23 protein-coding genes are annotated in these 26,591 nt (G+C 67.0%); 2 read left to right on the top strand and 21 right to left on the bottom strand.

Annotated features, from left to right (window positions below; genetic code table 11):
- The 3 genes from argJ to OXU50_02970 all read right to left on the bottom strand — a co-directional run.
- Positions 1-1,116 (bottom strand): bifunctional glutamate N-acetyltransferase/amino-acid acetyltransferase ArgJ (gene argJ / locus OXU50_02980; GenBank protein ID MDD9868849.1); only part of this gene is annotated, 1,116 nt, incomplete at its 3' end.
- Positions 1,100-4,021 (bottom strand): preprotein translocase subunit SecA, encoded by a 2,922-nt coding sequence (gene secA / locus OXU50_02975; GenBank protein ID MDD9868848.1) that lies wholly within the window; start codon positions 4,019-4,021, stop codon positions 1,100-1,102. The genes argJ and secA, both read right to left, overlap by 17 nt.
- Before the next feature lie 57 nt (positions 4,022-4,078).
- Complete coding sequence (locus tag OXU50_02970; GenBank protein ID MDD9868847.1) at positions 4,079-4,912, bottom strand: M23 family metallopeptidase; 834 nt, start codon at positions 4,910-4,912, stop codon at positions 4,079-4,081.
- 50 nt (positions 4,913-4,962) lie between these two features.
- On the opposite strand from OXU50_02970, the gene OXU50_02965 reads away from it, so the two are divergent.
- Complete coding sequence (locus OXU50_02965; protein MDD9868846.1) at positions 4,963-5,298, top strand: DciA family protein; 336 nt, start codon at positions 4,963-4,965, stop codon at positions 5,296-5,298.
- Here the strand turns inward: OXU50_02965 and lpxC are convergent.
- The 18 genes from lpxC to OXU50_02875 form a co-directional block, all read right to left on the bottom strand.
- The gene (lpxC, locus tag OXU50_02960; GenBank protein ID MDD9868845.1) at positions 5,271-6,185 is read right to left on the bottom strand and encodes a UDP-3-O-acyl-N-acetylglucosamine deacetylase; all 915 of its coding nucleotides are present in this window, start codon (positions 6,183-6,185) and stop codon (positions 5,271-5,273) included. The genes OXU50_02965 and lpxC overlap by 28 nt on opposite strands.
- 183 nt (positions 6,186-6,368) lie before the next feature.
- Positions 6,369-7,601: a cell division protein FtsZ gene (ftsZ, locus tag OXU50_02955; protein ID MDD9868844.1), complete on the bottom strand. Its 1,233-nt coding sequence runs from the start codon at positions 7,599-7,601 to the stop codon at positions 6,369-6,371.
- Positions 7,602-7,624: 23 nt separating this feature from the next.
- Complete coding sequence (gene ftsA / locus OXU50_02950) at positions 7,625-8,836, bottom strand: cell division protein FtsA (GenBank protein ID MDD9868843.1); 1,212 nt, start codon at positions 8,834-8,836, stop codon at positions 7,625-7,627.
- On the bottom strand, positions 8,830-9,528 hold the full coding sequence (locus OXU50_02945; GenBank protein MDD9868842.1) for a cell division protein FtsQ/DivIB: 699 nt from the start codon (positions 9,526-9,528) through the stop codon (positions 8,830-8,832). The genes ftsA and OXU50_02945 overlap by 7 nt, the downstream gene beginning before the upstream one ends.
- A gap of 101 nt (positions 9,529-9,629) precedes the next feature.
- Entirely contained in the window at positions 9,630-10,568 is a 939-nt protein-coding gene (locus OXU50_02940; GenBank protein ID MDD9868841.1) for a D-alanine--D-alanine ligase, read from the bottom strand.
- Complete coding sequence (gene murB / locus OXU50_02935; GenBank protein ID MDD9868840.1) at positions 10,568-11,473, bottom strand: UDP-N-acetylmuramate dehydrogenase; 906 nt, start codon at positions 11,471-11,473, stop codon at positions 10,568-10,570. The genes OXU50_02940 and murB overlap by 1 nt, the downstream gene beginning before the upstream one ends.
- The gene (murC, locus tag OXU50_02930) at positions 11,470-12,924 is read right to left on the bottom strand and encodes a UDP-N-acetylmuramate--L-alanine ligase (GenBank protein MDD9868839.1); all 1,455 of its coding nucleotides are present in this window, start codon (positions 12,922-12,924) and stop codon (positions 11,470-11,472) included. The genes murB and murC overlap by 4 nt, the downstream gene beginning before the upstream one ends.
- Positions 12,921-14,024 carry an undecaprenyldiphospho-muramoylpentapeptide beta-N-acetylglucosaminyltransferase gene (gene murG, locus OXU50_02925; GenBank protein ID MDD9868838.1) on the bottom strand — a complete coding sequence of 368 codons (1,104 nt, stop codon included), beginning with the start codon at positions 14,022-14,024 and terminating at the stop codon, positions 12,921-12,923. Before murG ends, murC begins: the two co-directional genes overlap by 4 nt.
- Entirely contained in the window at positions 14,014-15,216 is a 1,203-nt protein-coding gene (gene ftsW / locus OXU50_02920) for a putative lipid II flippase FtsW (GenBank protein ID MDD9868837.1), read from the bottom strand. The genes murG and ftsW overlap by 11 nt, the downstream gene beginning before the upstream one ends.
- Positions 15,216-16,559: a UDP-N-acetylmuramoyl-L-alanine--D-glutamate ligase gene (murD, locus tag OXU50_02915; GenBank protein ID MDD9868836.1), complete on the bottom strand. Its 1,344-nt coding sequence runs from the start codon at positions 16,557-16,559 to the stop codon at positions 15,216-15,218. Before murD ends, ftsW begins: the two co-directional genes overlap by 1 nt.
- Positions 16,560-16,607: 48 nt before the next feature.
- Positions 16,608-17,687, bottom strand: a complete 1,080-nt coding sequence (gene mraY / locus OXU50_02910; protein ID MDD9868835.1) for a phospho-N-acetylmuramoyl-pentapeptide-transferase — start codon at positions 17,685-17,687, stop codon at positions 16,608-16,610.
- A complete protein-coding gene (murF, locus tag OXU50_02905; GenBank protein MDD9868834.1) occupies positions 17,681-19,030 on the bottom strand; it encodes a UDP-N-acetylmuramoyl-tripeptide--D-alanyl-D-alanine ligase in 1,350 nt (449 codons plus the stop codon). The genes mraY and murF overlap by 7 nt, the downstream gene beginning before the upstream one ends.
- Positions 19,027-20,532, bottom strand: a complete 1,506-nt coding sequence (locus OXU50_02900) for a UDP-N-acetylmuramoyl-L-alanyl-D-glutamate--2,6-diaminopimelate ligase (protein MDD9868833.1) — start codon at positions 20,530-20,532, stop codon at positions 19,027-19,029. Before OXU50_02900 ends, murF begins: the two co-directional genes overlap by 4 nt.
- A gap of 4 nt (positions 20,533-20,536) precedes the next feature.
- A complete protein-coding gene (locus tag OXU50_02895) occupies positions 20,537-22,240 on the bottom strand; it encodes a penicillin-binding protein 2 (GenBank protein ID MDD9868832.1) in 1,704 nt (567 codons plus the stop codon).
- Complete coding sequence (gene ftsL, locus OXU50_02890; protein MDD9868831.1) at positions 22,237-22,506, bottom strand: cell division protein FtsL; 270 nt, start codon at positions 22,504-22,506, stop codon at positions 22,237-22,239. Before ftsL ends, OXU50_02895 begins: the two co-directional genes overlap by 4 nt.
- A 2-nt stretch (positions 22,507-22,508) precedes the next feature.
- Positions 22,509-23,444 (bottom strand): 16S rRNA (cytosine(1402)-N(4))-methyltransferase RsmH, encoded by a 936-nt coding sequence (gene rsmH, locus OXU50_02885; protein ID MDD9868830.1) that lies wholly within the window; start codon positions 23,442-23,444, stop codon positions 22,509-22,511.
- Positions 23,445-23,456: 12 nt separating this feature from the next.
- Entirely contained in the window at positions 23,457-23,924 is a 468-nt protein-coding gene (mraZ, locus tag OXU50_02880) for a division/cell wall cluster transcriptional repressor MraZ (protein MDD9868829.1), read from the bottom strand.
- Positions 23,925-24,250: 326 nt separating this feature from the next.
- The gene (locus tag OXU50_02875) at positions 24,251-24,769 is read right to left on the bottom strand and encodes a peroxiredoxin (GenBank protein ID MDD9868828.1); all 519 of its coding nucleotides are present in this window, start codon (positions 24,767-24,769) and stop codon (positions 24,251-24,253) included.
- A 389-nt stretch (positions 24,770-25,158) separates the two neighbouring features.
- On the opposite strand from OXU50_02875, the gene OXU50_02870 reads away from it, so the two are divergent.
- Positions 25,159-26,591: S8 family serine peptidase (locus tag OXU50_02870; GenBank protein MDD9868827.1), on the top strand; the 1,433-nt coding region annotated here is incomplete at its 3' end.

Here is a 26,591-nt window from a genome sequence, read left to right as displayed (position 1 = left end):
CGCGGACATGATTTCGGCGGCGCGGCGCTCGTCGTAGTCGGCGGCCACGGCGCCGTCGGCAAAAATGCAATGTTCGTCCAGATAACAACCGATGCGCGCAACATCCAGCCCCTCGACCGGGCTGCGCCCGACGGCGGCGATGATGCGCCCCCAGTTCGGGTCGCCGGCGCAGCACGCCGTCTTGACCAGCGGCGAATGGGCGACGGTGTACGCCACCGCGCGCGCCTCGCCGACGGAGATGGCGCCGCGCACATCCACCGCAATCAGCCGGGTCGCGCCCTCGCCGTCGCGCACGATTGCCTTCGCCAAATCCTGCATCAGGCCGGTCAGCGCCGCCGCGAAAGCCCGGCGCGCGGCGTCGTCCAGGTCGCGCCAGCGGACGCCGGAGCGCCCGCTCGCCAGCAGCACGCAGGCGTCGTTGGTCGAGGTGTCGCCGTCCACCGTGATTGAGTTGAACGACAGCGCGCAAGCATCGCGCAGCAATTCCCGCGCAACCTGCGCGTCCATTTGCAAATCGGTGGCGACAAACGCCAACATCGTCGCCATATCGGGGCGTATCATGCCGGCGCCCTTGGCGATGCCGGTCAGCGCAACCTCGCCGCCGCCGCACGCAACGCGGCGACTGCGCCATTTCTCGACGGTGTCGGTCGTCATCATCGCGCGCGCGGCGGCGAGCCACCCGTCTTCCGACAGCGCGGCCAGCAAAGCCGGCAGTTGCGCGGTCATCTTGTCGCACGGCAGACGCTCGCCGATGACGCCGGTTGAAAACGGCAGCACCCGGTGCGGCGCGACGCCCGCCAGCCGCGCCAGTTCGGCGCAGCAGGCCTCGGCGTCGGCGACACCGGCCTCGCCCGTGCCGGCGTTGGCGTTGCCGGCGTTGATCAGCAGGTAACGCGGCGCCTCGCGCCCAAGATGTTTCCGGGCGACAACGACCGGCGCCGCGCAAAACCGGTTGCGCGTGAAAACCGCCGCCGCCGCGGCCTGCTCGGCCACCTCAATCAACACCAGATCATCGCGCCCGCGGTAGCGTATGCCGCAAGGCAGCGCGGCCACGCGGAAACCGGCGACCGGCAGCGGCGTGGCCGCATCGCCGCGCGGTTCAGCGACCGGCGCCATGGCAGCGCTTGTATTTCCTGCCGGAGCCGCAGAAACACGGGTCATTGCGCCCGATTTTCGGGTGCTCGCGCCGCACCGTCTGCGTTTCGGCGGCGCGCGGCGGCGGCGGTGCGGGAAACTCCGGCGCGGCCTCGCCCGCCGCAGGCGCCGCCGCCTGCGGGTGCAGCGCATCCGCCGCCGGCTTGTGCAGGAAGTCAAGGTGCGGTTCGTCTTCGGTCGCCGCGCGCGGCGCCAACGCCGGCGGCGCCTCCTCCAGTTTCAGTTTCATCAGGCGCGACACAAACTCATGGCGTATCGTGTCGAACATGTCGCCGAACAGTTGAAACGCCTCGCGCTTGTATTCCTGCTTCGGGTTCTTCTGCGCGAAACTCCTCAAACTGATGCCCTGGCGCAGGTAGTCCATCCGCACCAAGTGCTCCTTCCAGTGGTGGTCGAGAATCTGCAACATGCAGAAGTCCTCCAGCAGGCGCAGTTGCCCGGCGCCGATTTGCGCCTCCTTGTCGCGGTAGGCGGCTTCGGCCTGCTGTTGAACCCGCTCGCGCAGCGTGTCGCGGGTGATGTCGGGGTTCTCGTCAATCCACGACGCGACCGGGCACGACAGATTGAAGTCGCGCACAAGCGCGGCCTCCAGTTTGCCGGCTTCCCATTGCTCGTCCATCGCGTATTCCGGTATGTGCGCGTCGAACGCGGCGTCAATGATTTCCGGCAGCATCGCCGCCATCGTGCCTTCGGTCTCGCCCTCTTCGGTGCTGTCGGTGCTGGCAGTGCTGTCGCCGCTGTCAGCGCCATCGGCGGCGCCAACGCTGCCGTCGGTGTCGCCGCTGCCGGCGCTATCGGCGGCGACAACGCTGCCGGCACCGCCAACAATGGCGCCGCTGTCAACGCTGCCGTCTTTGCCATCAACACCACCGGCGCCTTCCTGCTGCGCCTCGATCAATTCGTGCCGCTGCCGGTAGATAATCTGGCGCTGCTCGTTGGCGACATCGTCGTATTCCAACAGGTGCTTGCGGATGTCGAAGTTGTGCGCCTCGACCTTCTTCTGGGCGTTCTCGATCGCGCGCGTCACCCACGGATGCTCGATGACCTCGTCCTTCTCCATCCCCAGCCGCTCCATCATGGACTTGACCTTGCCGCTGGCGAAAATACGCATCAGGCTGTCCTCAAGCGACAGGTAGAAGCGGCTGGAGCCGGGGTCGCCCTGGCGCCCCGAACGCCCGCGCAACTGGTTGTCCACGCGCCGCGACTCGTGGCGCTCGGTGCCGATGATGCGCAGGCCGCCGGCCTCGACAACCTCGCGGTGGCGCCGCTGCCAGTCGGCGCGGGCGTCGTCATGCTCGCCTTCGCCGGCATCGGCGGTTTCGGCGTCAAGCGAGCCGCCCAGCACGATGTCGGTGCCGCGCCCCGCCATGTTGGTGGCGATGGTCACCGTGCCCGGACGCCCGGCCTGCGCGATGATGCGGGACTCGGCCTCGTGGTGCTTGGCGTTCAGCACCTGGTGGGCGATTTTGTCTTCGTTCAGCATGCCCGACAGGTATTCCGAAACCTCAATCGAGGCGGTGCCCACCAGCACCGGCTGGCGGCGCTCAACGCAGTCGCCGATGTCGGCGACGATGGCGTTGAACTTCTCGTCGCCGGTCATATAGACGAGGTCGGACTGGTCGTCGCGCACCATCGGGTGGTGGGTCGGGATGACGACGACCTCAAGGCCGTAGATGTCCTGAAACTCAAATGCCTCGGTGTCGGCGGTGCCGGTCATGCCGGCGAGTTTCTCGTAGAGCCGGAAGTAATTCTGGAAGGTGATGGACGCCAGCGTCTGGTTCTCCTGCTCGATGCGCACGCCCTCCTTCGCCTCGACCGCCTGGTGCAGGCCGTCCGACCAGCGCCGCCCCGGCATCACGCGCCCGGTGAACTCGTCCACAATCAGCACGCTGCCGTTGCGGACGATATAGTCCACATTCTTCCTGAACAGCGCGTGCGCACGCAGCGCCGTGCTGACATGGTGAAACAGGCCGATGTTGGCGGAGCCGTAGAGGCCGCCCTCGTGCAGCAGCCCCTCCTGCTCCAGCATTTCCTCGATGCGCTGGTAGCCGTCCTCGGTCAGCATCGCCTGGCGCGACTTCTCGTCTATCGTGTAATCGCCCTCGCTGTCCTCGTCGGCGGCGGCGCGCAGGCGGCGCACCATGCGGTCTATCTTCTGATAGACATCGGCGCCGCCCTCGGACGGCCCGGAGATAATCAGCGGCGTGCGCGCCTCGTCAATCAGGATTGAGTCCACCTCATCCACGATGCCGAAATGCGCGCCGCGCTGCACCCGCTGGCCGGGCTCAAAGACCATGTTGTCGCGCAGGTAATCAAAGCCGAATTCGTTGTTGGTGCCGTAGGTGATGTCGGCGCGGTAGGCGGCCTGGCGCTCGCCGCCCTTCTGGCCGGCGACGACAACGCCGGTGGTCAGGCCGAGGCGCTCGTACACCGCGCCCATCCATTCGGCGTCGCGGCGCGCGAGATAATCGTTGACGGTGATGATGTGGACGCCGGCGCCGCCCAGCGCGTTGAGGTAGGCCGGCAGCGTCGCCACCAGCGTCTTGCCCTCGCCGGTGCGCATCTCGGCAATCTTGCCGTCGTGCAGCACCATGCCGCCGATCAACTGGACATCAAAATGGCGCATGCCGAGCGCGCGCCCGGCGGCCTCGCGGACGACGGCGAACGCCTCGGGCAGCACCGAATCAACGGCTTCGCCGCCCCTCAGGCGGTCGCCGAACTCGTCCTTTTTGGCGCGCAGCGCGGCGTCATCCAGCGCGGCGCAGGCGTCTTCCAGGCGGTTGATGCGCGCGACCGTCCTGCCGTAGCGGGCGAGCAGGCGCTCATTGCGCGAGGGGACGATTTTTTTCAGCAGTTGCCACATCACCGCGTACCTTACCACCGGCGGCCCGGCGCCCGCCGCGCCGGACGATGCAAGAGCGCGTTAGCGCCGCGAACCGCGAAGGAAAGGCCGGGGATTCAGCCGGCGCGAATCTTTCAGGATTTCGAGATGCAGGTGCGGGCCGGTCGAGCGCCCGGTGTTGCCGAGTTTCGCGATGACCTGCCCTTTCTTGACGACATCGCCCTCGGCGACGACGATCTCGCTGTTGTGCGCGTAGCGCGTCGCGTAGCCGTCGGCGTGGCTGATTTCAACCAGTTTGCCGTAGTGCGGCAAATCGGCGGTGCGCTGCACGACGCCGCTGGCAAGGCTGCGAACCGGGTCGCCGATGCGCCCGACGATGTCTATGCCGGCGTGAAACTCGCGCTTGCCGGTGAACGGGCTTAAGCGCGTGCCGTAGCCGGACGAAATCAGCGCGCGCTTGACAGGCCAGCCGAACGGCACCATGTCCTCGGACAGGTCGCGCGTCCTGATGTGGTCTTCCATCAGCGACAGTTTCAACTCGCTTGCCCTGACGCCGGCCTCAAGACTGGCCACCGCCGCCGGGGCCGGAGACAGCGTGATGCCGCCGATGCCCGGCGCCTCGGGGAAATTGAATTCCGCCGAATCAATGCCGTAATCCTCGGTGATGCGGTTGCCGAGCGCCTCGATGCGCGCAAGCCGCGCCGACAGCGCCGCCACCTTGCGTATCAGCAGCGAACTTTCAATCTCGCGCGAACGCCTGATTTCCTCGAGATCGCCGAGGTAGGCGCGCAGCGCCGCGGCGGCGCCCGGGTAGTCGCCGGGGGCCTGCAACAGCGCCGCGCCGTAGCCGCCGGCGGCGGCCACCGCCAGCAGCAGCGCCAGCACCTGCATACGCACCGCGCCCGGGGCTTTCAATCTGCGCGCGACGGCGGCACAATAGCGGCGGACATCGAACGGAAAGGACTGTGGAGAAAATCGGCTCATACATCCCCTCGCTTCATCCGGAACTGCACCGGCGGGCGCGGCTGCTGGCGGAGATGACCGCAAGCGCGCGCAGCCGCCTGGCGCCGAATCTGGCGCCGCATTGCTGGATCAGCAACTTTGACGGGCCGTGCGTGACCCTCGTCACCGACGAGCCGTGCCTTGCGATACACCTGCGCCATCAGCAGCGCGAAATCATCAAGCAGTTGAACGAGGAATTTGCGCTGCGCCTGCATCAGAACTTCACCAGAATACGGGTCAGGGTGTCGAGCCAGCCGATCGGGAAGCCGGTTCAGCCTTCCTCCGGTATCGGCATGTAGATAATCGGCGTCGGGCAGTCTTCCTCTTCAAAGGAGACTTCCTCCCACGCCGTCTCGTCGGCCAGCAGTTTCTTCAGCAGCACATTGTTCAGTTCGTGGCCGGACTTGTAGCCCTCAAACGAACCGATCAGGCTGTGGCCGAGCAGGTAGAGGTCGCCGATGACATCGAGCACCTTGTGCTTGACAAACTCGTCGCCCGAACGCAGGCCGCCCTCGTTGATGACGCGGTGGTCGTCAATGACGACCGCGTTCTCAAGGCTGCCGCCGAGGGCGAGGTTCATTTCGCGGAGTTTTTCATAGTCTTTCAGGAAACCGAAGGTGCGGGCGCGGCTGACGCTGGTGACGAACGAGGTGGTCGAGAAATCCACCTCGACCTTCTGCGTGGTCTCGTGGAAGGCGGGGTGGTCGAAGTCAATCGTGAAGTGGATGCGGAAGCCGTCGTAGGGCCTGAAACGCGCCCATTTGTCGCCCTTTTCGGTGCCGACGGACTTCTTGATGCGGATGAATTTCTTGGCCGCGTTCTGCTCCTCGATGCCCGCCGACCTCAGCAGAAAAACAAACGGCCCGGCGCTGCCGTCCATGATCGGCACTTCGGGCGCGTCCACATCAATGTGCAGGTTGTCTATGCCGAGACCCGCCACCGCCGACAGCAGGTGTTCGACCGTCGAGACGCGAACATCGCCGCGCCCGAGGGTCGTGGACATTCGCGTGTCAACGACATACTGCGTCGCCGCGGGGATGTCCACCGGCTCGTTGAAGTCAACCCGGTGAAAAATAACGCCGGTGCCGGGAGCCGCCGGGCGCAGGGTCATGTAAATTCTCTTGCCGGTATGCAAACCGACGCCGACAGCCTGAATTGAATTCTTCAGCGTTCGTTGTTTTAGCACGATAAATTATTCCTTGGCATCTTGAAGGTGTCTTGCGGAAACCGGCCCGGCGCGGGGCAAGAAAACCCCGCTTCCTGGCCGGAATAATGGGCATTATTGTATCCACACCACACAAAAACCGCAAGGCGCCGCCGCAAAGCGCGCCCCGGCGGGCCGCAGAGCACGCCTGACCACCGCCGCCGCTCAATCCACCTGTTGGCGCAAAAAGGCCGGTATTTCAAGGTAATCGTCGTAGTTCTCGTCGGCGGACGGCGGCGCCGGCGGCGCGCTGCGGGCGCCCGGCGCGGTCTCCGCGGCCTCGCCGGCGGTCTCGCCCGCGGACGGACGATTCGCCGGCAAGCGCCCGACCGCCGGCGCTTCCAGCCCGGCGTAGTCGCCCTCCTCAGGCGTCAGCAGCGACGACTGCTGCGGCGATTCCTCCTGCGCCTGCGCGTCGTCGGCGGGCGCCTGCGCGTGGCGGGCGCCGAGGCCGGTGGCGACCAGCGTCACGCGCAGGCCGTCTTCCATCGCCTCGTCCACCACCGTGCCGATGACGACATTGGCGTCGTCCGCCGTCAATTCGGAGATGCACTCGCCGATTTCCCCGAACTCGCCGATGGTGACATTGGCGCTGGTGATGTTGACCAGCAGCCCGCGCACATTGGCCAGGTCCATGTCCTCCAGCAGCGGGTTGTGGATCGCGGCCTGCGCGGCCTCGTAGGCGCGGCCCTCGCCGCTCGCCGAGCCGGAGCCGATCATCGCCATGCCCATCTCCGACATCACCGTCCGGACATCGGCGAAGTCGAGATTGACCATGCCGTCGCAGGTGATCAGTTCGGCGATGCCCTGCACCGCGCCGTAGAGCACATCGTTGGCCTTCTCGAACGCATCCACCATCGTGATTTCGGCGCCGAACACGGCGCACAGTTTGTCGTTCGGTATCGTAATCAGCGAATCCACATGCCGCTCAAGGCTTTCAACGCCCTGCGCGGCGATGCCCATGCGCTTGCGCCCCTCGAACGAGAACGGGCGGGTGACGACGGCGACCGTCAGGATGCCGAGACTGCGCGCGATTTCGGCGATGACCGGCGCCGCGCCGGTGCCGGTGCCGCCGCCGAGGCCGGCGGTGATGAACACCATGTCGGCGCCCTCCAGCACCTCGCGCAGCCGGTCGGCGGCCTCGTTGGCGGCGGCGCGCCCGAGTTCCGGGTCGGCGCCGGCGCCGAGGCCGTTGGTCAGTTTCTCGCCGAGGCGCACGCTGGTGTCGGCGCGGCTGTTGCCGAGCGCCTGCATGTCGGTGTTGGCGCAGATGAACTGCACGCCGCCGATGTTCTTGCGCACCATGTAGTTGAGCGCGTTGCCGCCGCCGCCGCCGACGCCGACGACCTTGATGACCGCGCCCTGCAGGCGCGTTTCTTCCACCAGATGAAATACCATGATAAACCTCCTTGGTTTGCCGGTTAGAAATTCTCCTGTAGCCAGGCTTTCGCCCTGAGCCAGATGTTCTTCAGGCGCCCGCCGCGCAACTGTTCGGCGTCGCCGCCGGAGCCCATGTCGGCGGCGTAGCGCAGCAGCCCCAGCCCGGTGGCGTGCACCGGGTCGCGCGAGATGGACGGAAAACCCTCGACCGCCGCCGGGCGCCCGATGCGCACCGGCATCTGGAAAACGCTCTCGGCCAGTTCGGCGACGCCCTCGAGTTTGGCGCTGCCGCCGGTCAGCACGATGCCGGACACCACGACATCGCCGAAATGATGGCGCTCCAGTTCGCGCCGCACCAGCGAGAACAACTCCTCGTAGCGCGGCTCGATGATCTCGGCCAGCATCTGCCGCCGGATGCGCGTCGCCGGCCTCTCCGCCGACAGGCCCGGCACCTCGACGGTCTCGCTTTCATCGGCGCAGCGTTTCAGCGCGAAGCCGTATTTCAACTTGATTTCCTCGGCGCTTTTCGTCGGCGTGCGCAGCGTGACGGCGATGTCGTTCGTCACATGGTCGCCGGCAATCGGGATGACCGCCGTGTGCACGACCGCGCCGCGCGTGAAAACCGCGATGTCGGTGGTGCCGCCGCCGATGTCCACAAGACACACGCCGAGTTCGCGCTCGTCCGGCGTCAGCACCGCGAGGCTCGACGCAATCGGCTCGAGCACGAAACTCTCGACCTCAAGCCCGCAGCGGCGCACGCACTTGGCGATGTTCTGTATCGGGTGGGCGCCGCCGGTGATCAGGTGCACGGTCGCCTCCAGGCGGTAGCCCGACATGCCGATCGGGTCCTTGATGCCCTGCTCGCCGTCTATCGTGAAGTCGCGCGGCAGCACATGCAGCACCTGCTGGTCGCCGGCGATCTGTATCGCCTGCGCGGTCTCGATGGCGTTGGCGATGTCGGCGCGGCTGACCTCGCCGTCGCGTATCGGCGCGGCGCCGTGGCAGTTGAGGCTTTGTATGTGGCTGCCGGCGACGCCGACATAGACCGACGACACCTTGCACTCGGCCATCAACTCGGCCTCCTCGACGGCGCGGCGGATGGAGTCCACCATCTCCTCGATGTTGATGACGACGCCCTTCTTCATGCCGTTCGACAGGCACGAACCGACCGACCGGATCTCGATGTCGTCGCCGACGACATCGCCGACGATGACGGCGACCTTGCTGGTGCCGATGTCAAGCGCCGTCAGCATGGCCGCTCCCCGCGCTCGCGCAGCGCGAAACCGTCGGCGTAGCGCAGGTCAACGCAGGCGCCGGCGGTGAACCCGGCGAAACCGGCGCGCCGCGCGCCGATGAAGCGGCGCACGCGCCCGGCCAGGTCCGAACGCCCCAAAGTCAGGTGCGGGCCGCCGGCCAGTTGCACGCTCCACGAACGCCGCTCGTCTTCGCGCAGCGCCGCAATCCGCGCGCCGACGGCTTCCAGTTCCGGCGCGAGGCCGCGGTAGAACGCCAGCACCGCGCGCTCGCGCCCCGGCGGCGCCTCAAACAGCGGCAACTCGCGGCGCTTCGACAGCGGCGGCGTGAAGATTTCGCCGTCGGTGCTCAGCAGCGCGTCGCGCCCCCAGTAGGCGACGGCTTCGTATTCCTCCAGTTCCACTTGCAGCGTCGCCGGCCAGATGCGGCGCACGGTCGCGTGGCGCACCCACGGAATGTCCTCGAACGCGCGCTCGACCGCGTGCAAATCCACCGCGAACAGCCGCAGTTCATACAAACGCTCGAAGATTCTCTCGACCCGGAAGCGGTCCAGATGGCGGTAGTCGCCCTCCAGCCGCACGAGGCCGACCTTGGCCGACACAAAGTCGCCCCAGTCGGGGCGCGACACCGCCGCCGCGGTGACAACCGCCGCCACCAGCGCCGCCGCAATCAGCCATTCAAGGCGTAGCACAAGGGGCCGAACAAGGGGCCGCGCGAAGTGTCTTGCAAAGTGTCTCATAAAGGGCGTCCCGCGCGCGGCGCGCGTTCTTGCGGCGTGCATCGTCGCGGCCATCACGCGCCCCCGCCTTCGGCGCGCGCGTCGGGCGCGGTTTGCAGAATGGCCAGCGCCAAATCGTCAAAGTTGATGCCTTCGGCGGCGGCGGCCATCGGCACCAGGCTGTGGCCGGTCATGCCGGGCACCGTGTTGGCCTCAAGCAGGCGGAACTCGCCGCCACCGTCGCGTATCACATCCACGCGCGCCCAGCCCGTCACGCCGAGCACATCGCAGGCGCGCAGGCACAGCGCCTGCAACCGTTCCATGTCTTGCGCCGGCAGTCCGCACGGGCAGTGGTAACCGGTCGCGTCGTCTTCGTACTTGGCGGTGAAGTCGTAGAACTCGCGCGCCGGCTCCAGGTGAATCGGCGCCAGCATCCGCGCGCCGAGCAGCGCGACCGCGTATTCGTCGCCGTCAATCCAGGTCTCGGCGATGACCGGGCCGCCGCAGGCCGACGCCGCGCGCCAGGCGCCCGGCCACTGCGCCGCGCCGGAAACCTTGCCGACGCCGATGCTTGACCCCTCGCACGCCGGTTTCAGCGCGAACACCGGCCCCAACTTTGCGCTCAGGCGTTCGTAGTCGTCGTCTTCACGCGCCTCGGTGAAGGCCGGCATCGGCAGCGCGTGTTCGCCCCACAACCGCCGGGTGACGAGTTTGTTCATCGCCAGCGCCGACGCCAGAATGCCGCTGCCGGTGTACGGAATGCCGAAGGTCTCCAGCAGGCCCTGTATCGCGCCGTCCTCGCCGCCGCGCCCGTGCAGCGCGATGAAGACGCGGTTGAAACCGGCGCCGCCGATGCGCGCCGCCGACGCGCGCGTCACATCAAAAGACACCGCATCCACGCCGCCGCGCGCCAGCGCCGCGGCGACGGCGGCGCCGGTTTGCAGCGAAATATCGCGCTCCGACGACCAGCCGCCCATCAGCACGCCGACGCGCCCGAACTCCCGTGCCGCCATCACGCCTTCTCCCCGATGATGCGGACTTCCGGCTGCAAGCGCACGCCGGTGTCGCGCTCGACGGTGTCGCGCACGCGCTCAATCAGGCGTTCAATGTCGGCGGCGGTCGCGTCACCGCGGTTGACGATGAAGTTGGCGTGCATCGCCGACACCTCGGCGCCGCCGACGGCGCAGGACTTCAGGCCGCACTGCTCTATCAGCCGCGCGGCGTGGTCGTTTTCCGGGTTTCTGAACACCGAGCCGCAACTGGCGGCGCCGACCGGCTGGCTGCGGTTGCGCTCGCGCAGCAACTCTTTCAGGCGCGCGCGCAGCGACGCGCGCGACGCGCCCGCGCGCAATGCGAACTCGGCGCCGGTGAACCATTCCTCGCCCGGCATCTTGACGCGGCGGTAACCGACGGCGAAGTCCGCGCGCGGGCGCTTGCGGCGCACGCCGCCGCGGTCCACGGTCTCGGCCAGCGCGACATCGCGCCAGGTCTCGCCGCCGAACGCGCCGGCGTTCATGCACAGCGCGCCGCCGACCGTGCCCGGAATGCCGGCCATGAATTCCAGCCCCTCCAGTCCGGCGTCGGCGCAGGTGCGCGCCAGTTGCGCGCAAGTCGCGCCTGCGCCCGCGCGAACGCGCCCCGGCGCGACCTGTTCAATCCGGTCGAAACCCTTTCGCATTGAAATGACAATGCCGCGCACGCCGCCGTCGCGTATCAGCACATTGCTGCCCAGCCCCAAACAGGTCACCGGATGGTCGGCGGCGCAGTCGGCCAGAAAGCGCGCGAGGTCGTCGGCGTCAAGCGGCGCGAAGAAGCAGTCGCCGGCGCCGCCGACGCGCCACGAGTTGCAGCGCGCCAGGCGGTAGTCAAAATGCACATCGCCGCGCACGGTGGACACATCGCAGTCAAGATGAATCACCGCACCCTCTCCGGTTGGCGGCGGCGCGGACAGAATTGCTCCACCAGCGTTTGCGCCAAGCCGCCGATGGAGCCCGCGCCCATCGTCAGCAGCAGATCGCCGTCGCGCAGCAGCATCTCCAGCAGCGACGGCACCTCGCCGAGCGACTTCACATACACCGGCACGACGCGCCCGCGTGCGCGAATCGCGCGGCACAGCGTCGGGCTGTCGGCGCCCTCAACGCGCTCTTCGCCGGCGGCATAGACATCGAGCAGCACCAGTTCATCCACGCCCGCCAGCACCTCGCAAAACTCGTCGAACAAATCGCCGGTGCGCGTGTAGCGGTGCGGCTGAAACACCAGCACCTTGCGCCGCCCCGGCCACGCCTCGGCGGCGGCGTCGAGCACCGCCGCAATCTCGCCCGGATGGTGGCCGTAGTCGTCCACCAGCGTCGCGCGCCCGCGCCCGCCCGGCCCGACCGGTATCTCGCCGAAATGCTGAAAGCGCCTGCCGATGCCCTGAAACCGTTGCAGCGTGTGCCGGATGACATCGCCCTCAACGCCGATTTCATCGCACACGCCGATGGCGGCGAGCGCGTTCAATACATTGTGGCGCCCCGGCAGGTTCAACTCCACGGCCAGCGGCTCGCCGCGCCCCGGCAGTGACACATTGAAACGGCAGCGCATCTCGTCAAAGCGCACATCCGACGCGATGATGTTGCTGTCGGCGCGAAAGCCGTAGGTAATCAGCGGGCGTCCGAGGCGCGGGTACAGTTCGCGCACAACCTCGTCCTCGTTGCAGACGACCGCCGGGCCGTAAAACGGCAGGTTGTGGACGAAATCCACAAAACCCTGTTTCAGCGTCTCAAAACGCCCGCCGTAGGCGCCCAGATGGTCGGCGTCAATGTTCGTGACAACGCACATCATCGGCTGCAAATGCAGGAACGAGGCGTCGCTCTCGTCGGCCTCGGTCACCAGGTAGCGGCCACTGCCGAGGCGCGCGTTGGCGCCGTAACTGTTGACCCTGCCGCCGACGACAAAGGTCGGGTCCAGCCCCGCCTCCGACAGAATCGCCGCAATCAGACTGGTCGTCGTCGTCTTGCCGTGGGCGCCGGCGACGGCGATGCCGAAGCGAAAGCGCATCAGTTCGGCCAGCATCTCGGCGCGTTTCAGCACCGGAATGCGCCGCTCGACGGCGGCGCGCACCTCGGCGTTGTCCGGCGACACCGCCGACGACACGACGACGACATCGCAGCCGTGCAGATGCTCGGCGCGGTGGCCGATGAACACCCGCGCGCCGAGCGAGCGCAGGCGCGCGGTCGCGGCGTTCTCGCTGAGGTCGGAACCCTGCACGCTGCAACCGAGGTTCAGCAGCACCTCGGCGATGCCGCTCATGCCGACGCCGCCGATGCCGACGAAATGGATGACGCCCATGTTCTCCGAGAAACGCAGCGGGGAATCGCCGAAGGTCATCGTTTCATCTCTTCAACGCAGATTTCGGCGACGCGCTCGCCGGCGTTTGGCGCCGCCAGCGCCGCCGCCGCGCGCGACATCCGTTCCAGCGCCGCCGGGTCGCGGTGCAGGCGCGCGAGTTCGTCGGCCAGCGCCTGCGCCGACAGGTCGCGTTGCGGAATCAGCACGGCGGCGCCGCGCTCCGACAGATAGCGTGCGTTGTGCGTCTGATGGTCGTCCACCGCGTGCGGATACGGCACCAGTATCGCGGCGACGCCGGCGGCGGCGATTTCGGCGACCGTCATCGCGCCGGCGCGGCACAGCACCAGGTCGCCCCATTCATACAGCGCGCCAACATCGTCTTCAAACTCAAAGAACTCAATCTCCACGCCGCACGACCCGGCGCACTCGGCGGCCTCGCGCAGATGGCCGCGCCCGGTCTGCTGCCGGGTGCGCGGGCGCAGCGCGCGTTCCATCAGCGCCAGCGCGCGCGGCACGACACGGTTGAAGACCGACGCGCCGAGGCTGCCGCCCAGCACCAGCAGGCGCAGTTCGCCGCCGCGCACACGCGCCGCGCCGCGCGCCGCGCGCGCCGCGACGGCGCGGCGCAGCGGATTGCCGACAAAGGTCGCGCCGCGCTTTTCAAGCACGCCCGGAAAGCCGGTCAGCACGCGGTCGCTGAGCGGCGCCAGGCAGCGGTTGGCGAGGCCGGGCGCGGCGTTTTGTTCATGAATGACGAGCGGCACGCCGAGCACGAAGGCGGCGACGCCGCCCGGCGCCGAGACAAAGCCGCCCATGCCGAGCACCAGCGCCGGCCTGCGCCGGACGAACGCCGCCAGCATCCGCCAGAACGCCAGCGACAACACCCACGGCGCCGCCAGCCGCTGCATCAGTTTCTTGCCGCGCACGCCGCCGACGCGCACCGTCTCAAACACAAACCCCGCCGCCGGCGCGACGCGGTTTTCAAGCCCTGTGCGCGTGCCGAACCAGACCACATCCAGGCCCTTGTCGCGCAGGCATTCGGCGACGGCCAGCCCCGGAAACACATGGCCGCCGGTGCCGCCGGCCAGCAGCGCCACCCGCGCCGCCGCCGGCTGCGAACGGCGCGCGTCAGCGGACACGCCCGCCTCCCCCGCGCGCGCGGCGGTATTTCAGCGACGGCGCGCGGCTCTGCGCCTCGTAATGCACGCGCATCAGCAGGCCGACGCACACCAGCGACACCACCAGACTGCTGCCGCCGACGCTGATGAACGGCAGCGTAATCCCCTTCGTCGGCAGCATGCCCATCGCCACCGCCATGTTGACGAACGCCTGCAAGCCGAACCAGACGCCGATGCCGTAACTCAGGTACGCGCCCTCAATCAACTCCTCGCGCCGCGCGCGCGCGCCGATGGCGAAACAGCGCTGCACCAGCAGCCAGAACAGCGCAATCATCAGGCAGACGCCGATGAAGCCGAGTTCCTCGGCGATGACCGAGAAGATAAAGTCGGTGTGCGCCTCCGGCAGGTAGAACAACTTGAGCACGCTGTTGCCGAGGCCGACGCCGCTCCAGCCGCCGCTGCCGATCGCAATCAGCGACTGGGTCAACTGATAGCCGCTGTCGAACGGGTCGCGCCACGGGTCGGCGAAGGCGACGATGCGGCGCCAGCGGTACGGCGACGACACCGCGAGCAGCGCCAGCGCCGAGCCGAACACCAGCACAAAAGAGAAAAAGCAGCGCAGTTTGACGCCGGCGATCCACAGCATTGAGAACGCCACCGCCGCAATCAGCGCCGCGGTGCCGTAGTCGGGCTGCAACAGCAGCAGAAAACCGATCAGCACGACCATCAGCATCGGCTTGACAAACGCCGATGTCGTCGCGCGCAACGCATCGTCGCGGCGCGCGATGTAGCCCGCCAGATAAATCACCAGCGCCAGTTTGACGAACTCCGATGGCTGGAAGGTCAGGCCGCCGACGCCGATCCAGCGGCGGCTGCCGTGCACCGTCCTGCCGACTTCGGGCAGAAACACGACCAGCAGCAGCAGCAGCGACAGCGCCATCAGCCAGCCGCCGCTGCGAAACAGCGACGACGGCGCGATGAAATACGCGACCGCCGCGCACAGCACGCCCGCCGCCGCATAGACCGCGCGGCGTTCAAGAAAGTGCAGCGGGTTGCCGAGGTCGCGCGCGGCAATCTCAAGCGACGACGAGGTGACCATCACAAAGCCGAGCGCCAGCAGCGCCAGCACGCACAGCAGCGCCTTGGCGTCCACCCACGGCGCCGGCGCGCGCGCGCCGTTGTCCACCAGCCACAGGTCGGCGAAGCCCGCCATCAGCGCAACTCCCGGAAAGCTGCGGCGAAGGCATCGCCGCGCGCCGCGTAATCGCGGTACAAATCAAAACTGGCGCACGCAGGCGACAGCAACACGCGGTCGCCCGGCTGCGCCGCCTTTCTCGCCTCGCGCACCGCGGCGCGCATGTCGGCGGCGATGACGCCCGGCACGCGCCCGGCGATGGCGTGTTCAATCGCGGCGATGGCGGCGGCGTCGCGCCCAAGCAGCACGGCGGCGCGCGCGCGCCGCGCCAGCGCGTCGCCGAGCGCGCCGAAATCGGCGCCCTTGCCGTCGCCGCCGCAAATGACGACGGCTTTGGACGGCGCCGCGGCCAGCGCGGCAACCGCGGCGGCGACATTGGTCGCCTTGGAATCATCAAACCAGTCCGCGCCGTCGAGACTGCCGAGATACTGCATCCGGTGCGCGAGGCCGCGAAAACGGCGCGCGCAGTCCGCCATCACATCGCGCGGCAAACCCATCGCGCGGCCAAGCGCGAACGCCGCCTGCACATTCAGCACGCCGCTGTCGCCGGGCAGCGGCACATCGTTGCAGGCAAGCCACCGCTGCGCGCCGCAGGCGATGGCGCGGCGTTCGCCTGCGCCGACGACGCCGAAGTGTCCGGGCGCGCCCTCGTCCAGGCCGAAGCCGACGACTTCGGCGCCGCCGGCCTCCACCTTGAACGATTCGGCGCGGTTGACGACGACGGTTTTGCTGTTGCGGTGCACGCCGAGTTTGGCGCGCAGATAATCGGCGGCGGTGTCGTAGCGGTCGAGATGGTCTTCGCTGACATTCAGCACCACCGACGCCAGCGGTTTCAGCGAGAAGGTCGTCTCCAACTGGAAACTCGACAACTCCAGGATATAGACCGGCGCATCGTCATCAAGCAAATCCAGCGCGGGCCGTCCGAGGTTGCCGCCGACGGCGGCGCGCACGCCGGCGGCGGCGGCCATTTCCGCCAGCAATGCGGTCACCGTGCTCTTGCCGTTGGAGCCGGTGATGGCGACGACGGTGCCCGGCGCGACGCAGCGGGCGAACAGTTCAATGTCGCCGATGACCGGCTTGCCGCAACGGGCGGCGCGCGACACCGCCGGCGTTTTCAGCGGCACGCCGGGGCTGACGATGATGTCGTCGGCCTCGCTGAAACGCGCGTCGTCAAAGCCGCCGAGGTACACGCGGGCGCCGCTGTCAAGCGCCATCAAATCATCGTAGGCCGGCGGCGACTCGCGGTCGTCGGTGACGGCGAAGGCGACGCCGCGCTTGTGCAGAAAACGCGCCGCCGACAGCCCCGTCGCGCCGAGGCCGACTATCAGCGCCTTGTGCCCCGCCGGAATGGGTTCCGCCATCGTTTCAGCCGTCGTTTCAACCATCGTTCGCCCTGCGCGCCGCCGCCGTCATCTGATCTTCAGCGTCGCCAGCCCGACCAGCACCAGCAGCAGGCTGACGATCCAGAAACGCACGATGACGCGCGGCTCCGGCCAGCCGCGCAACTCAAAATGATGGTGCAGCGGCGCCATCCTGAAAATACGCCGCCCGGTGGACTTGAACGACGCGACCTGAATAATGACCGACAGCGTCTCAATGACAAACACGCCGCCCATGATGACCAGCACCAGTTCCTGGCGCACCAGCACCGCGACCATGCCGATGGCCGCGCCCAGCGAAAGCGCGCCGACATCGCCCATGAACACCTGCGCCGGGTAGGTGTTGAACCACAGAAAGCCGAGCGCGGCGCCGGCCAGCGCGCCGCAGAAGATGACCAGTTCGCCGGCCTGCGGCAAATGCGGCATCGCCAGATACTGCGCGAAATTGACATGGCCGCTGGTGTAGGCGAAGACGCTCAGCGCCACCGCAATCAGCGCCGCCGGCAGCACGACGAGGCCGTCAAGGCCGTCGGTCAGGTTGACCGCGTTGCTGGCGCCGACCACCGTCAGCCACGCCAGCAGCACAAACCACGGCCCCATGTCCACGACCACATCCTTGACAAACGGCACAATCAACTGCAATTCCTCCGGCCTTGACGCGCCGTTGAACACCATCACCGCCAGCGCGAGGCCGGCGACGGCCTGCCAGAAGAACTTGCCGCCGATGGTCAGGCCGCGCCCGCCGCGGCGCAGTTTCAGGTAGTCGTCGGCGCCGCCGATGGCGGCGAACGCCAGCGTCGTCAGCAGCGCGGCGCCGATGTAGCGGTTGGAGATGTCGGCCCACAGCAGCGTCGTCAGCACGATGGTCAGTATCATCAGCACGCCGCCCATCGTCGGCGTGCCGCTCTTGGAATAATGCGAACTCGGGCCTTCGCGGCGGATGCTCTGCCCGACCTTCATCCGCGCCAGCCCGGCGATAACCGGCGGCCCCAGCACAAGGCTCATCAGCAGCGCGGTAATCGCCGCCATCACGCCGCGAAAGGTGATGTACTGAAACAGGTTGAAGCCGCTGACAGTCGGCGCCAGCCATTCGGCGAATTCCATCAGCATGGCGGCGCCTCCGCGGCGGGGCGCAGCGCCGCCACCAGCCGTTCCATCCGCGCCGAGCGCGAACCCTTGACCAGCAGGTACACATCGTCCGCCGCCTGTTCCGCAATCGCCGCGGCCAGCGCCTCGACCGACGGAAAACGTTCGGCGCCGTCGCCGAAACGCGCGCACGCCTCGGCGGCCCTGCCGCCGACGGCGAACAGCCGCGCGACGCCGGCGGTCTTTGCGCGCGACCCGGCGTCGGCGTGCATCGCCGCCGACTCCGGCCCCAATTCGGCCATGTCGCCGAGCGCCAGCCATCTTCTGCCGGGGCATTCGGCGAGCACATCGAGCGCCGCGTCGAGCGAGCCGGGGTTGGCGTTGTAACTGTCGTCAATCAAATGCAGGCCGTTGACGCCGGGCAGCGTTTGCAGCCTGCCGGCGACCGGGCGCACCGCCTCAAGGCCGGCGACGATGTCGTCGCCGGCGGCGCCGGCGGCGTGGGCGGCGGCGGCGGCGGCCAGCGCGTTCAGGATGTTGTGCCTGCCGGGCAGTTGCAGGCGGCACTCGCGCGCGCCGCCGTCAAACAGCCATTCAACGCCGCCGTTTTCAAGAAGACGCGCGCGGAAGTCGGCGTTGTCGGAAAAGCCGAACGACAGCACACGCCGCCCGGTCAGCAGGTGGCGCCAGTAATCGCAATAGGCGTCGTCGCGGTTGACGACGCCGGCGCCCGCGCGCGGCAGCGACTCAAACAACTCGCCCTTGGCGCGGGCGACGCCGTCGAGACTGCCGAAACCCTCAATGTGCGCCGGCGCGGCGTTCAGCACGACGCCGATGTCGGGGCGCGCAATCTCGCACAGGCGGCTGATTTCTCCCGGATGGTTGGCGCCCATCTCGACGACGCCGATTTCATGTTCCGGGCGCAGCGACAGCAGCGTCAGCGGCACGCCGATGTGGTTGTTGCGGTTGCCCGCCGACGCCACCGTGCGGCTGCCGCATGACAGAATGGAAGCCAGCATCTCGCGCGTCGTCGTCTTGCCGTTGCTGCCGGTGACGCCGATAATCAGCGCCTGCATCCGGCGCCGCCATTTGCCGGCAAGGCGCGTCATCGCCTTCAGCGTGTCGTCCACGCGAATCTGCGGCAGCGGCGCGTCCAGCGGCCTTGCGACCATCACTGCGGCGGCGCCGGCGTCGGCGGCGGCGGCGACAAAGTCATGCCCGTCATGGCGCTCGCCGCGCACGGCGATGTACAGCGCGCCCGGCTTCAGCGTGCGGCTGTCTATCGAGACGCTCTCAATCAGCACATCCTCGCCGTGCGCGACGCCGCTCGCAAGATTCGCAATCTCGCGCAGGTTGACCCAACTCATGCGCGCGCCCCCAATGCGCGCCGTATCACTTCGGCGTCATCGAACGGCAGCGACTGGCCCGCGACCAGTTGGCGTGTCTCGTGGCCCTTGCCCGCGACCAGCACGATGTCGCCGGCGCCGGCGTCGGCGACGGCGGCCTCAATCGCGCGCGCGCGGTCGCGCACGACCTCGACATTGCGGCGGTCGGCCACCGCCGACAGGATGTCGGAGACGATGGCGTCGGGGTCTTCGGTGCGCGGGTTGTCGTCGGTTACGACGACGCGGTCGGCGAGGCGCGCGGCGGCGGCGCCCATCAGCGGGCGCTTGGCGCGGTCGCGTTCGCCGCCGCAGCCGAACACGCAGGCAAGGCGCGCGGCGCCGAGTTCGCGGCAGGTTGCCAGCGCCTTTTCCAGCGCCTGCGGCGTGTGCGCGTAATCCAGCACGACGACGGGCGCGGCGCCGCCGCCGAAACGCTGCATGCGCCCGCGCACCGGATGCACGCGCGACAGCAGCGACGCCGCCTCCCGCGCGCCGAGACCGGCGGCGGTCAGCGCCGCCAGCGCCGCGGCCAGATTGGCGGCGTTGAAACGCCCGAACAACGGCGCGCTTATCAGGACCTCATCGCCGCCGACGCGCGCCTCAATGCCGAGGCCGTCCGCCGTCTGCGTTGTCTTTGTGATGAACACATCCGCCGCGTCCGACAGCGCCGAGCAGGTGACGACCCGTGTTCCGGAACGGCACGCCGCCATCAACTGCGCGGCGTAGTCGTCGTCGCGGTTGATGACGGCGCAATCAAGACCCGGCATCAGAAACAGGCGCTTCTTCGCCGCCGCGTACTGTTCAAGCGAGCCGTGGTAATCACAATGGTCGGCGCCGAGGTTGGTGAACACCGCGATGTCCACATCAAGGCCGTTCAAACGCCCCTGGTCAAGGCCGTGCGACGACGCCTCAAGCACGACATGGCCGACGCCGGCGTCGCGCAGGCGGCGCATCTCGCGGTTCAGCGCGAGCGCGTCCGGCGTTGTGTTGACGCCCGGCACCAGGCGCCCGAACTCGCCGTGGCCGAGCGTGCCGATCAAGCCGCAGCGCCGCCCCGACAGCGACAGCGCCTCGGCGATGAAATGGCTGACCGAAGTCTTGCCGTCGGTGCCGGTGACGGCGACCACCGACAATTCGCGCGACGGATGCCCGAAGAAACGCCCGGCGATGACGCCGACCTTGTCGCGCAGGCCGTCCACCCGCACCATCGCCACCGCGGGCGCCGCGGGCGCGCCGTGTTCGCCAGGCGCGCCGTGTTCACCGCCGCCGCGCGCGCCTTCCCACACCACCGCGTTGGCGCCGCGGCGCACCGCCTCCGGCACAAAATCCAGCCCGTGCGCGTGCGACCCTTGCAGCGCCAGGTACAAATCGCCGGCGCTCACATTGCGGCTGTAACTCTCGACGCCGGTCACGCGCACATCGCGCGCGCGCTGCGCGTCGGCCAGGCCGTCGAGCAGCATCGGCAGCGGCACTCCGCCGGGCACGGCGTCAGCCCCCGCCCCCGGCGACCGCGGCGAAGCCGTCTGCGGGGTGTTCATCGTCGGCGATGTTCAGCAGCCGCAGCGACTCCGACATGACCCTTGCAAACACCGGCGCCGCGACCTCGCCGCCGTAGTAGCCGCCGCGCGTCGGCGAATCAATGACGACGACGGCAATCAGGCGCGGCGCCGACGCCGGCGCGAAACCGGCGAACAGCGACAGGTAGTCGGTCTCCTCGCCGCTGCCGCGCACCGACTTCCTGACGGTGCCGGTCTTGCCGGCGGTCGTGAAGCCGCGCACCTTGGCGAGCCGCCGCTCCTCGGCGACGACGCGCGTCAGCATCGCGCGCACCGCGCGCGCCGTCTGCGGCTTGAAGACGCGGCGTTTCTCAAGATACGGGTTGCCTTTCAGGAAACTCAGGGTCGGCTGCCAGCCGTCGTTGGCGAGCGCGGTGTAACTGTGTGCGAGTTGCAGCGGCGACAGCGACACGCCGTAGCCGTACGACATCACCGCCTGCTCGATGCGGTGCCAGTCGGTGTGGTAGCGCAGCGTGCCGCCGGCCTCGCCCGGAAACCCGGTGCCCGGAATGTGGCCGAAGCCGAGCCGGTCGAGCACGCGCCACAGCGCCTCCGCCGGCATTCGCAGCACCGCCTTGCTGATGCCGACATTGCTTGACTTGACGAGTATGCCGGGCAGGTCGAGACGCCCGTAGTCGCGGATGTCCTCGACGATTTTGTTGCGCATGATGCGGTAGTAGCCCGGCGATGTCTCGATGACGGTGTCCGGCGCGGCGTAGCCGCCGTCGAGCAGCGCCGCGACAATCAGCGGCTTGATGGTGGAGCCGGGTTCCAGCGAATCAATCACGGCGCGGTTGCGGCGGTCGCCGGGGCGGTAGCCGCCGCGCTCGTTGGGGTTGAACGACGGCTGGTTGACGGCGGCCAGCACCTCGCCGGTGCGCGTGTCGAGAACCACGACCGAACCGGCCTTCGCGGCGTGCGCGGCGATCGCCTTTTTCAGCGCGCGGTAGGCCTGGTATTGAATGCGCTGGTCGAAACTGAGTTCCAGGTCGCGCCCGTAGCGCGGCGCCCGTATCAGGCCGAGGTCCTTGATGCTGCGCGAATAAAGGTCGCGCACGACGCGCTTGGCGCCGGGCGTGGCGCGCAGGACATCGTTGTACGCCTTTTCCATGCCTTCAATGCCGGTGTCGTCAATGTCGGTTACGCCGAGGATGTGCGCCGACACCTCGCCCGCCGGGTAATAGCGGCGGTACTCGCGCTTCAGGTGCACGCCCGGCAGCATCAACTGCTCGACGCGCGCCGCGGTGTCCGGGTCCAGATGGCGGCGCGCGTAGAGAAAGCGCCGCCCGCCGGCGGCCTCAAGCCGGTCGCGCAGTTTGCGGTGCGAGATGCCGAGCGCGAACGCCACCGAACGCGCGTTGGCGGCGTCAAACGCCGACGGGTCTATCCAGGCCGAATGAATCGGCGTGCTGACCGCCAGCAAATCGCCGTTGCGATCCACGATGCGCCCGCGCCGCGCCGGAATCTCGACGACGCGCAACTGGCGGTGGTCGGCCTCGCGCTGCAACTGGTCCTGCTGCACATACTGCAAATGCACCGCGCGCACCACCAGCGACAGCATCGCGCACGACAGAAACAGCAGCACGACAAAGCCGCGCCAGTACCACGAGCGGGATGGGCGGCGCGCGCGGTTCACGGCGCCGCCACCGTCGCGACCTGTTTCGGGTATTCCATGCCGAGTTTTTCGCGCGCCAGCATCTCGACATGGCCGTGCGTCTGGAACGCGCCGCGTTCAAGTTGCAGGCGCTCCCATTCAACGCGCAGTTCGTCGCGTTCGTAGAGCAGGCGCTGCGATTCAATGAATTCGGTGCGCCCGTGATGGCGAACGACGGCGACCGCCAGCGCCGACAGCAGCGCCGCCGCCGCCAGCAGGCAGACGATGACGGGTTCCCTGCCGGCCATCGTCACAACCGCTCCGCGATTCTCAGGCGGGCGCTGCGCGCGCGTGAATTAAGGGCGACTTCCCTGTCACCCGGAACCTGTGGTTTGCCGACCTTCGCCAGCACGACGCCGGATGCGTCGTCGGCGACCGGCAGGCCGCGCGGCGCGCGGCGCGGTTCGGAATGCGTCTTGATGAAGCGCTTGACGATGCGGTCTTCCAGCGAATGAAAGGTGATGACCGCAAGACGCCCGCCGCGGCGCAGCAGCCGCGGCACGCTGGCGAGCGCGTCGGCGAGTTCTTCCAGTTCGCGGTTGATGAACAGGCGCACGGCCAGGAAGGTGCGCGTGGCCGGGTGCTTGTGGCCGCCGCGCCCGGACACGCCTTCCACCAGCGCCGCCAGTTCGCCGGTGGTTTGCAGCGGGCGGCGGCGGACGATGGCGGCGGCGATTTTGGCGGCGTTGCGTTCTTCGCCGTATTCTTTCAGCACGCGCCGGATTTCGGCGGCGTCGGCGGCGTTCAGCCACTGCGCCGCGGTGGCGCCCGCGGCGGTGTTCATCCGCATATCAAGCGGGCCGTTACGCAGGAAACTGAAACCGCGTTCGGGCGCGTTCAGTTGATTGGACGACACGCCGAGATCAAAGAACACGCCGGCGGCGCGGCCTTCCATGCCCTCTTCGGCGGCGAGGTTTGCCAGCGCCGTGAACGGGGCGTGGCGAATGGTGAAGCGCGCGTCGGCGGCGAGCGCGGCGCCGGCGCGGCGGCAGGCTTGCGCGTCTTTGTCAAACGCAATCACGCGCCCCTCCGGGCCGAGGCGTTGCAGCAGCGCCGCGCTGTGGCCGCCCTGGCCGCAGGTGGCGTCAATATAGCAGCCGCGCGCGTCAATGTTCAGCCCGTCCAGCAGTTCCGCCAGCAGGACCGGGCGATGTTGGCTTTCGGCGTCGTCGCAGGCATCGCTCATTTGCGGGCACAACTACAAGCGAACGCTTTGAAGCGCCTGGTTGACTTCCTTGTTGTCGCTCTCCTCTCTCATGCAGGCTTCCCGCTGCCGAGTCCATTGCTGCTGGTCCCACAATTCAAAGTATTTGCCCTGTCCGAGCAGCATGCCGTGTTTGCCGAGGTGCGCGAATTCACGCAGCGGCGACGACAGCAGGATGCGCCCCTGGCCATCCAGTTCACACTCGGTCGCGTAGCCGAGCATCAGCCGCTGGATGAAACGCGCGTCCTTGTTCATTGAGGGCAGGTCGTGGATGTGGGGTTCAATCTTGTTCCACGCATCGTCGGGATAAATCAGCAGGCAGCCGTCGCGGTCGGCGGTGACAATCAGGCAGCCGTTGCAGGATTCTTTCAGCGTCTGGCGGTAACGCGCCGGCACGCCGACCCGGCCCTTCGGGTCCACGGTCACCTGGCTGACCCCCTTGAAAAACATACCGTCGCGCATGGCTTCTCCGACAATCGCGCCACAATACTACATAAAAAGCCATAAATCACCACTTTTATTTATTATTTGTACACTGGTGGGGCTCCTTATCGGTGCGGGAGTTTATGGAAAATACAGCATTAACAAGGGATTACGGCGTGTTTGGCGTGTGGCGGGCCGGGCGGCGGGCCGGGGTTGTATTTTCGGGTTTGCCGCGCCAGTCGCGGGCGGCGGGGCCATTTGCGGTGGTGAAGCCGGGGTTGCCGGCGGTGAATGTGCGCCGTTCAGTGGCGGCGAGGGTGGGGCAGGCGGCGTCGAATATACGCCGTTTAGCGGCGGCGGCGGTGTTACTGCTGCGCCTGGTGTTCCGAGACCAGTTGTTTCAGGTCGGCGATGACTTCGCGGCTGTGTTCTGCGGGGCGCACCTTGCGATAGACGCGGGCGATGCCAGCGTCGGGGTTGATGATGTAGGTTCTGCGTTTGGCAAGGCGCAGCGGGCCGAAGCGCGTCAGCGCGTTGTAGCGCCCGGCGACTTCGCCGCTTTCGTCGGCCAGCAGCGGAAACGGCAGGCCGTATTTCTCGGCGAACTTCGCGTGGCTTTCCGCGCTGTCGGTGCTGACACCGACCACCTTGCAGCCGAGGTCGCGTATCTGCACAATGTCATCGCGGAACGAACACGCCTCGGTGGTGCAGCCCGGCGTGTCATCCTTCGGATAAAAATACAGCACCAGCCACTGGCCGCGGTAGTCGGCAAGGCGGTGTATCTCGCCGTGCTGGTCGGGCAGCGCAAAGTCCGGCGCCGCCTCGCCCGCTTGCAGCGCGTGCGCGCGGCCTGACAACATCAAAATCAGCAGTGCGGTTTCCATTGGTTTGTCTCCGTTATGTCGTGGTTGGATGATTAGCGTGGCGGCACGGTGGCGGCGAGGCCAATCAGCGGGTGCTGTTCAGCAATGGTTGTGACTGAAAGTCTTCGGCAAAAGGAAAGCCCGGCGACGCACCATGCAGGGGCGCCGCAAGCGACAGGGTTGCCCATGCCGCTAATATGGAAAGCAGTCTCGCTGCTGCAAGAGTCGGTTTCATTCAAGAGTCCCGATTAGGCCGATGATATTAGCATAGAAACCGCTCGGCGGCGTGGTATATCATATCCATTGAAAAACCGGCGTTTTTTGCCGTTCGCAAGCGCCTTTCCAGCATGACAATTCCGCAGAAAACAAGAAACACCGGGTGGTACATCGGGGGGGCAGTTGCCGCCCTGATGATGATTTTGCTGGCTGAGTCCTCCGCACCGCTACGCTATAAAACCGCAATCTCCGGCACAAACACTGCACAAAAAGACTTCCGCCCCATCCTGCAAAACATCAAGACCATTCCCGAGCATCTGCTTGATGAAAAGGCCGAACGCCAGACGCTGCTGGTGGCCCGTTTGTCCGGCGTGCCCGAACCCACCAACGGGCCAATGGCGGTACTTTCCGAAATGGAAGAAGTCCAAATGCCCTACCTTGATCAATTCGACATGTCCTCCATCAAAGTGCCCACCACATGGAATACGGATTGGCTGCTTGAGATTATTCGGCAAGACTCGTCGGTGGATTACGCATACAAACAACCCAAAGCGGAATTTTTCGGAGTCATACCGAACGACGAGGATTTCGAAAACCAGACCAACTTACATGACACCATCAATGATGTGGATGTGGATGCCCCGGAAGCGTGGGCCTATACGACCGGCAGCGAAAATGTCGTGGTTGCAGTGCTGGACGGGGGCCTGTACATCAACAACCTGGATTTGCGCCCCAATCTGTGGGTCAACGAAGCGGAACTGACAGGCAGGCCCGACATGGACGACGACAACAATGGCTGCATAGATGACATCCACGGTTGCGACCTGGATATCTCAAGCGGGAAAAACCTTGCTCGTACAAATCCAGACCATGGCACATTGGTTGCCAGCGTTCTCGCGTCACGCGGCAACGATGGTTATGGGATTGCGGGCGTCGCCTGGAATGTCCGGATTATGCTCTTGAAGGGCACAACTATAGATGTCTACCAGTACATTCTAAAAATGAAGCGCCAACATCGTGTCAATATCCGGGTTTTGAATTTCAGCGGAGGGTTCCCAAATAGTTGTGATCCACTCTTTCCCAATGCTCACGCTTACATGACTGAAAGTCAAAAACTTGGCGAACTCATGGACGAGGGAGTTTTATTTGTTCAGGCGATTGGAAACGGCAATATAAACTACAACAGCACAAGCCGAGAATCAATGCAACTCGATCCAGGCTGCCATAATCTTGACAACATCATTGTGGTCGCGGGGCAGAGTGAAACCACCCGCACTCGCTGGATGGAATCTTCCAACTATGGGTCCAGTTACGGAAACAAAATAGGTGATTTGTACGCACCTGCCTTTGCACGCGTCTGGAGGCATTTTAGTGCTGAGAATGCGCTTATTCGAGGTGGTTCCAGCACTTCCCGTGCAACTCCCCATGTTTCTGCCGCCGCCGCCCTGCTTTGGTCATTCAAGCCGGACTTGACTGTCACCGAGGTGCGCAGTGCGCTGCTTGACACCGTGGACCGCTACGATACATTCAAGGAAGTGAATGAAGAAGGCATTGTCACCAACACCGTCGCCACCGGCGGCGCCCTGAACATCGCAAACGCCCTCTATTCCGTCGCAACACCCGGCAT

Source organism: Gammaproteobacteria bacterium (assembly GCA_028817225.1).
Taxonomy (GTDB): Bacteria; Pseudomonadota; Gammaproteobacteria; order Poriferisulfidales; family Oxydemutatoraceae; genus Oxydemutator.
This window is presented reverse-complemented; position numbering and strand designations above follow the sequence as displayed.

Excerpts from the sequence above, each read along its gene's own strand:
- ftsZ (MDD9868844.1), bottom strand. The coding sequence starts at position 7,601 with ATGGTATTTCATCTGGTGGAAGAAACGCGCCTGCAGGGCGCGGTCATC.
- mraY (MDD9868835.1), bottom strand. The coding sequence starts at position 17,687 with ATGCTGATGGAATTCGCCGAATGGCTGGCGCCGACTGTCAGCGGCTTC.
- ftsW (MDD9868837.1), bottom strand. The coding sequence starts at position 15,216 with ATGGCGGGCTTCGCCGACCTGTGGCTGGTGGACAACGGCGCGCGCGCG.
- rsmH (MDD9868830.1), bottom strand. The coding sequence starts at position 23,444 with ATGAGCGATGCCTGCGACGACGCCGAAAGCCAACATCGCCCGGTCCTG.
- OXU50_02940 (MDD9868841.1), bottom strand. The coding sequence starts at position 10,568 with ATGGCGGCACGGGAGTTCGGGCGCGTCGGCGTGCTGATGGGCGGCTGG.
- murC (MDD9868839.1), bottom strand. The coding sequence starts at position 12,924 with ATGACCTTCGGCGATTCCCCGCTGCGTTTCTCGGAGAACATGGGCGTC.
- murF (MDD9868834.1), bottom strand. The coding sequence starts at position 19,030 with ATGAGTTGGGTCAACCTGCGCGAGATTGCGAATCTTGCGAGCGGCGTC.
- mraZ (MDD9868829.1), bottom strand. The coding sequence starts at position 23,924 with ATGCGCGACGGTATGTTTTTCAAGGGGGTCAGCCAGGTGACCGTGGAC.
- ftsL (MDD9868831.1), bottom strand. The coding sequence starts at position 22,506 with ATGGCCGGCAGGGAACCCGTCATCGTCTGCCTGCTGGCGGCGGCGGCG.
- murD (MDD9868836.1), bottom strand. The coding sequence starts at position 16,559 with ATGGCGGAACCCATTCCGGCGGGGCACAAGGCGCTGATAGTCGGCCTC.
- OXU50_02875 (MDD9868828.1), bottom strand. The coding sequence starts at position 24,769 with ATGGAAACCGCACTGCTGATTTTGATGTTGTCAGGCCGCGCGCACGCG.
- ftsA (MDD9868843.1), bottom strand. The coding sequence starts at position 8,836 with ATGCTGACGGCGCTTGACATCGGCACCAGCAAGGTCGCCGTCATCGTC.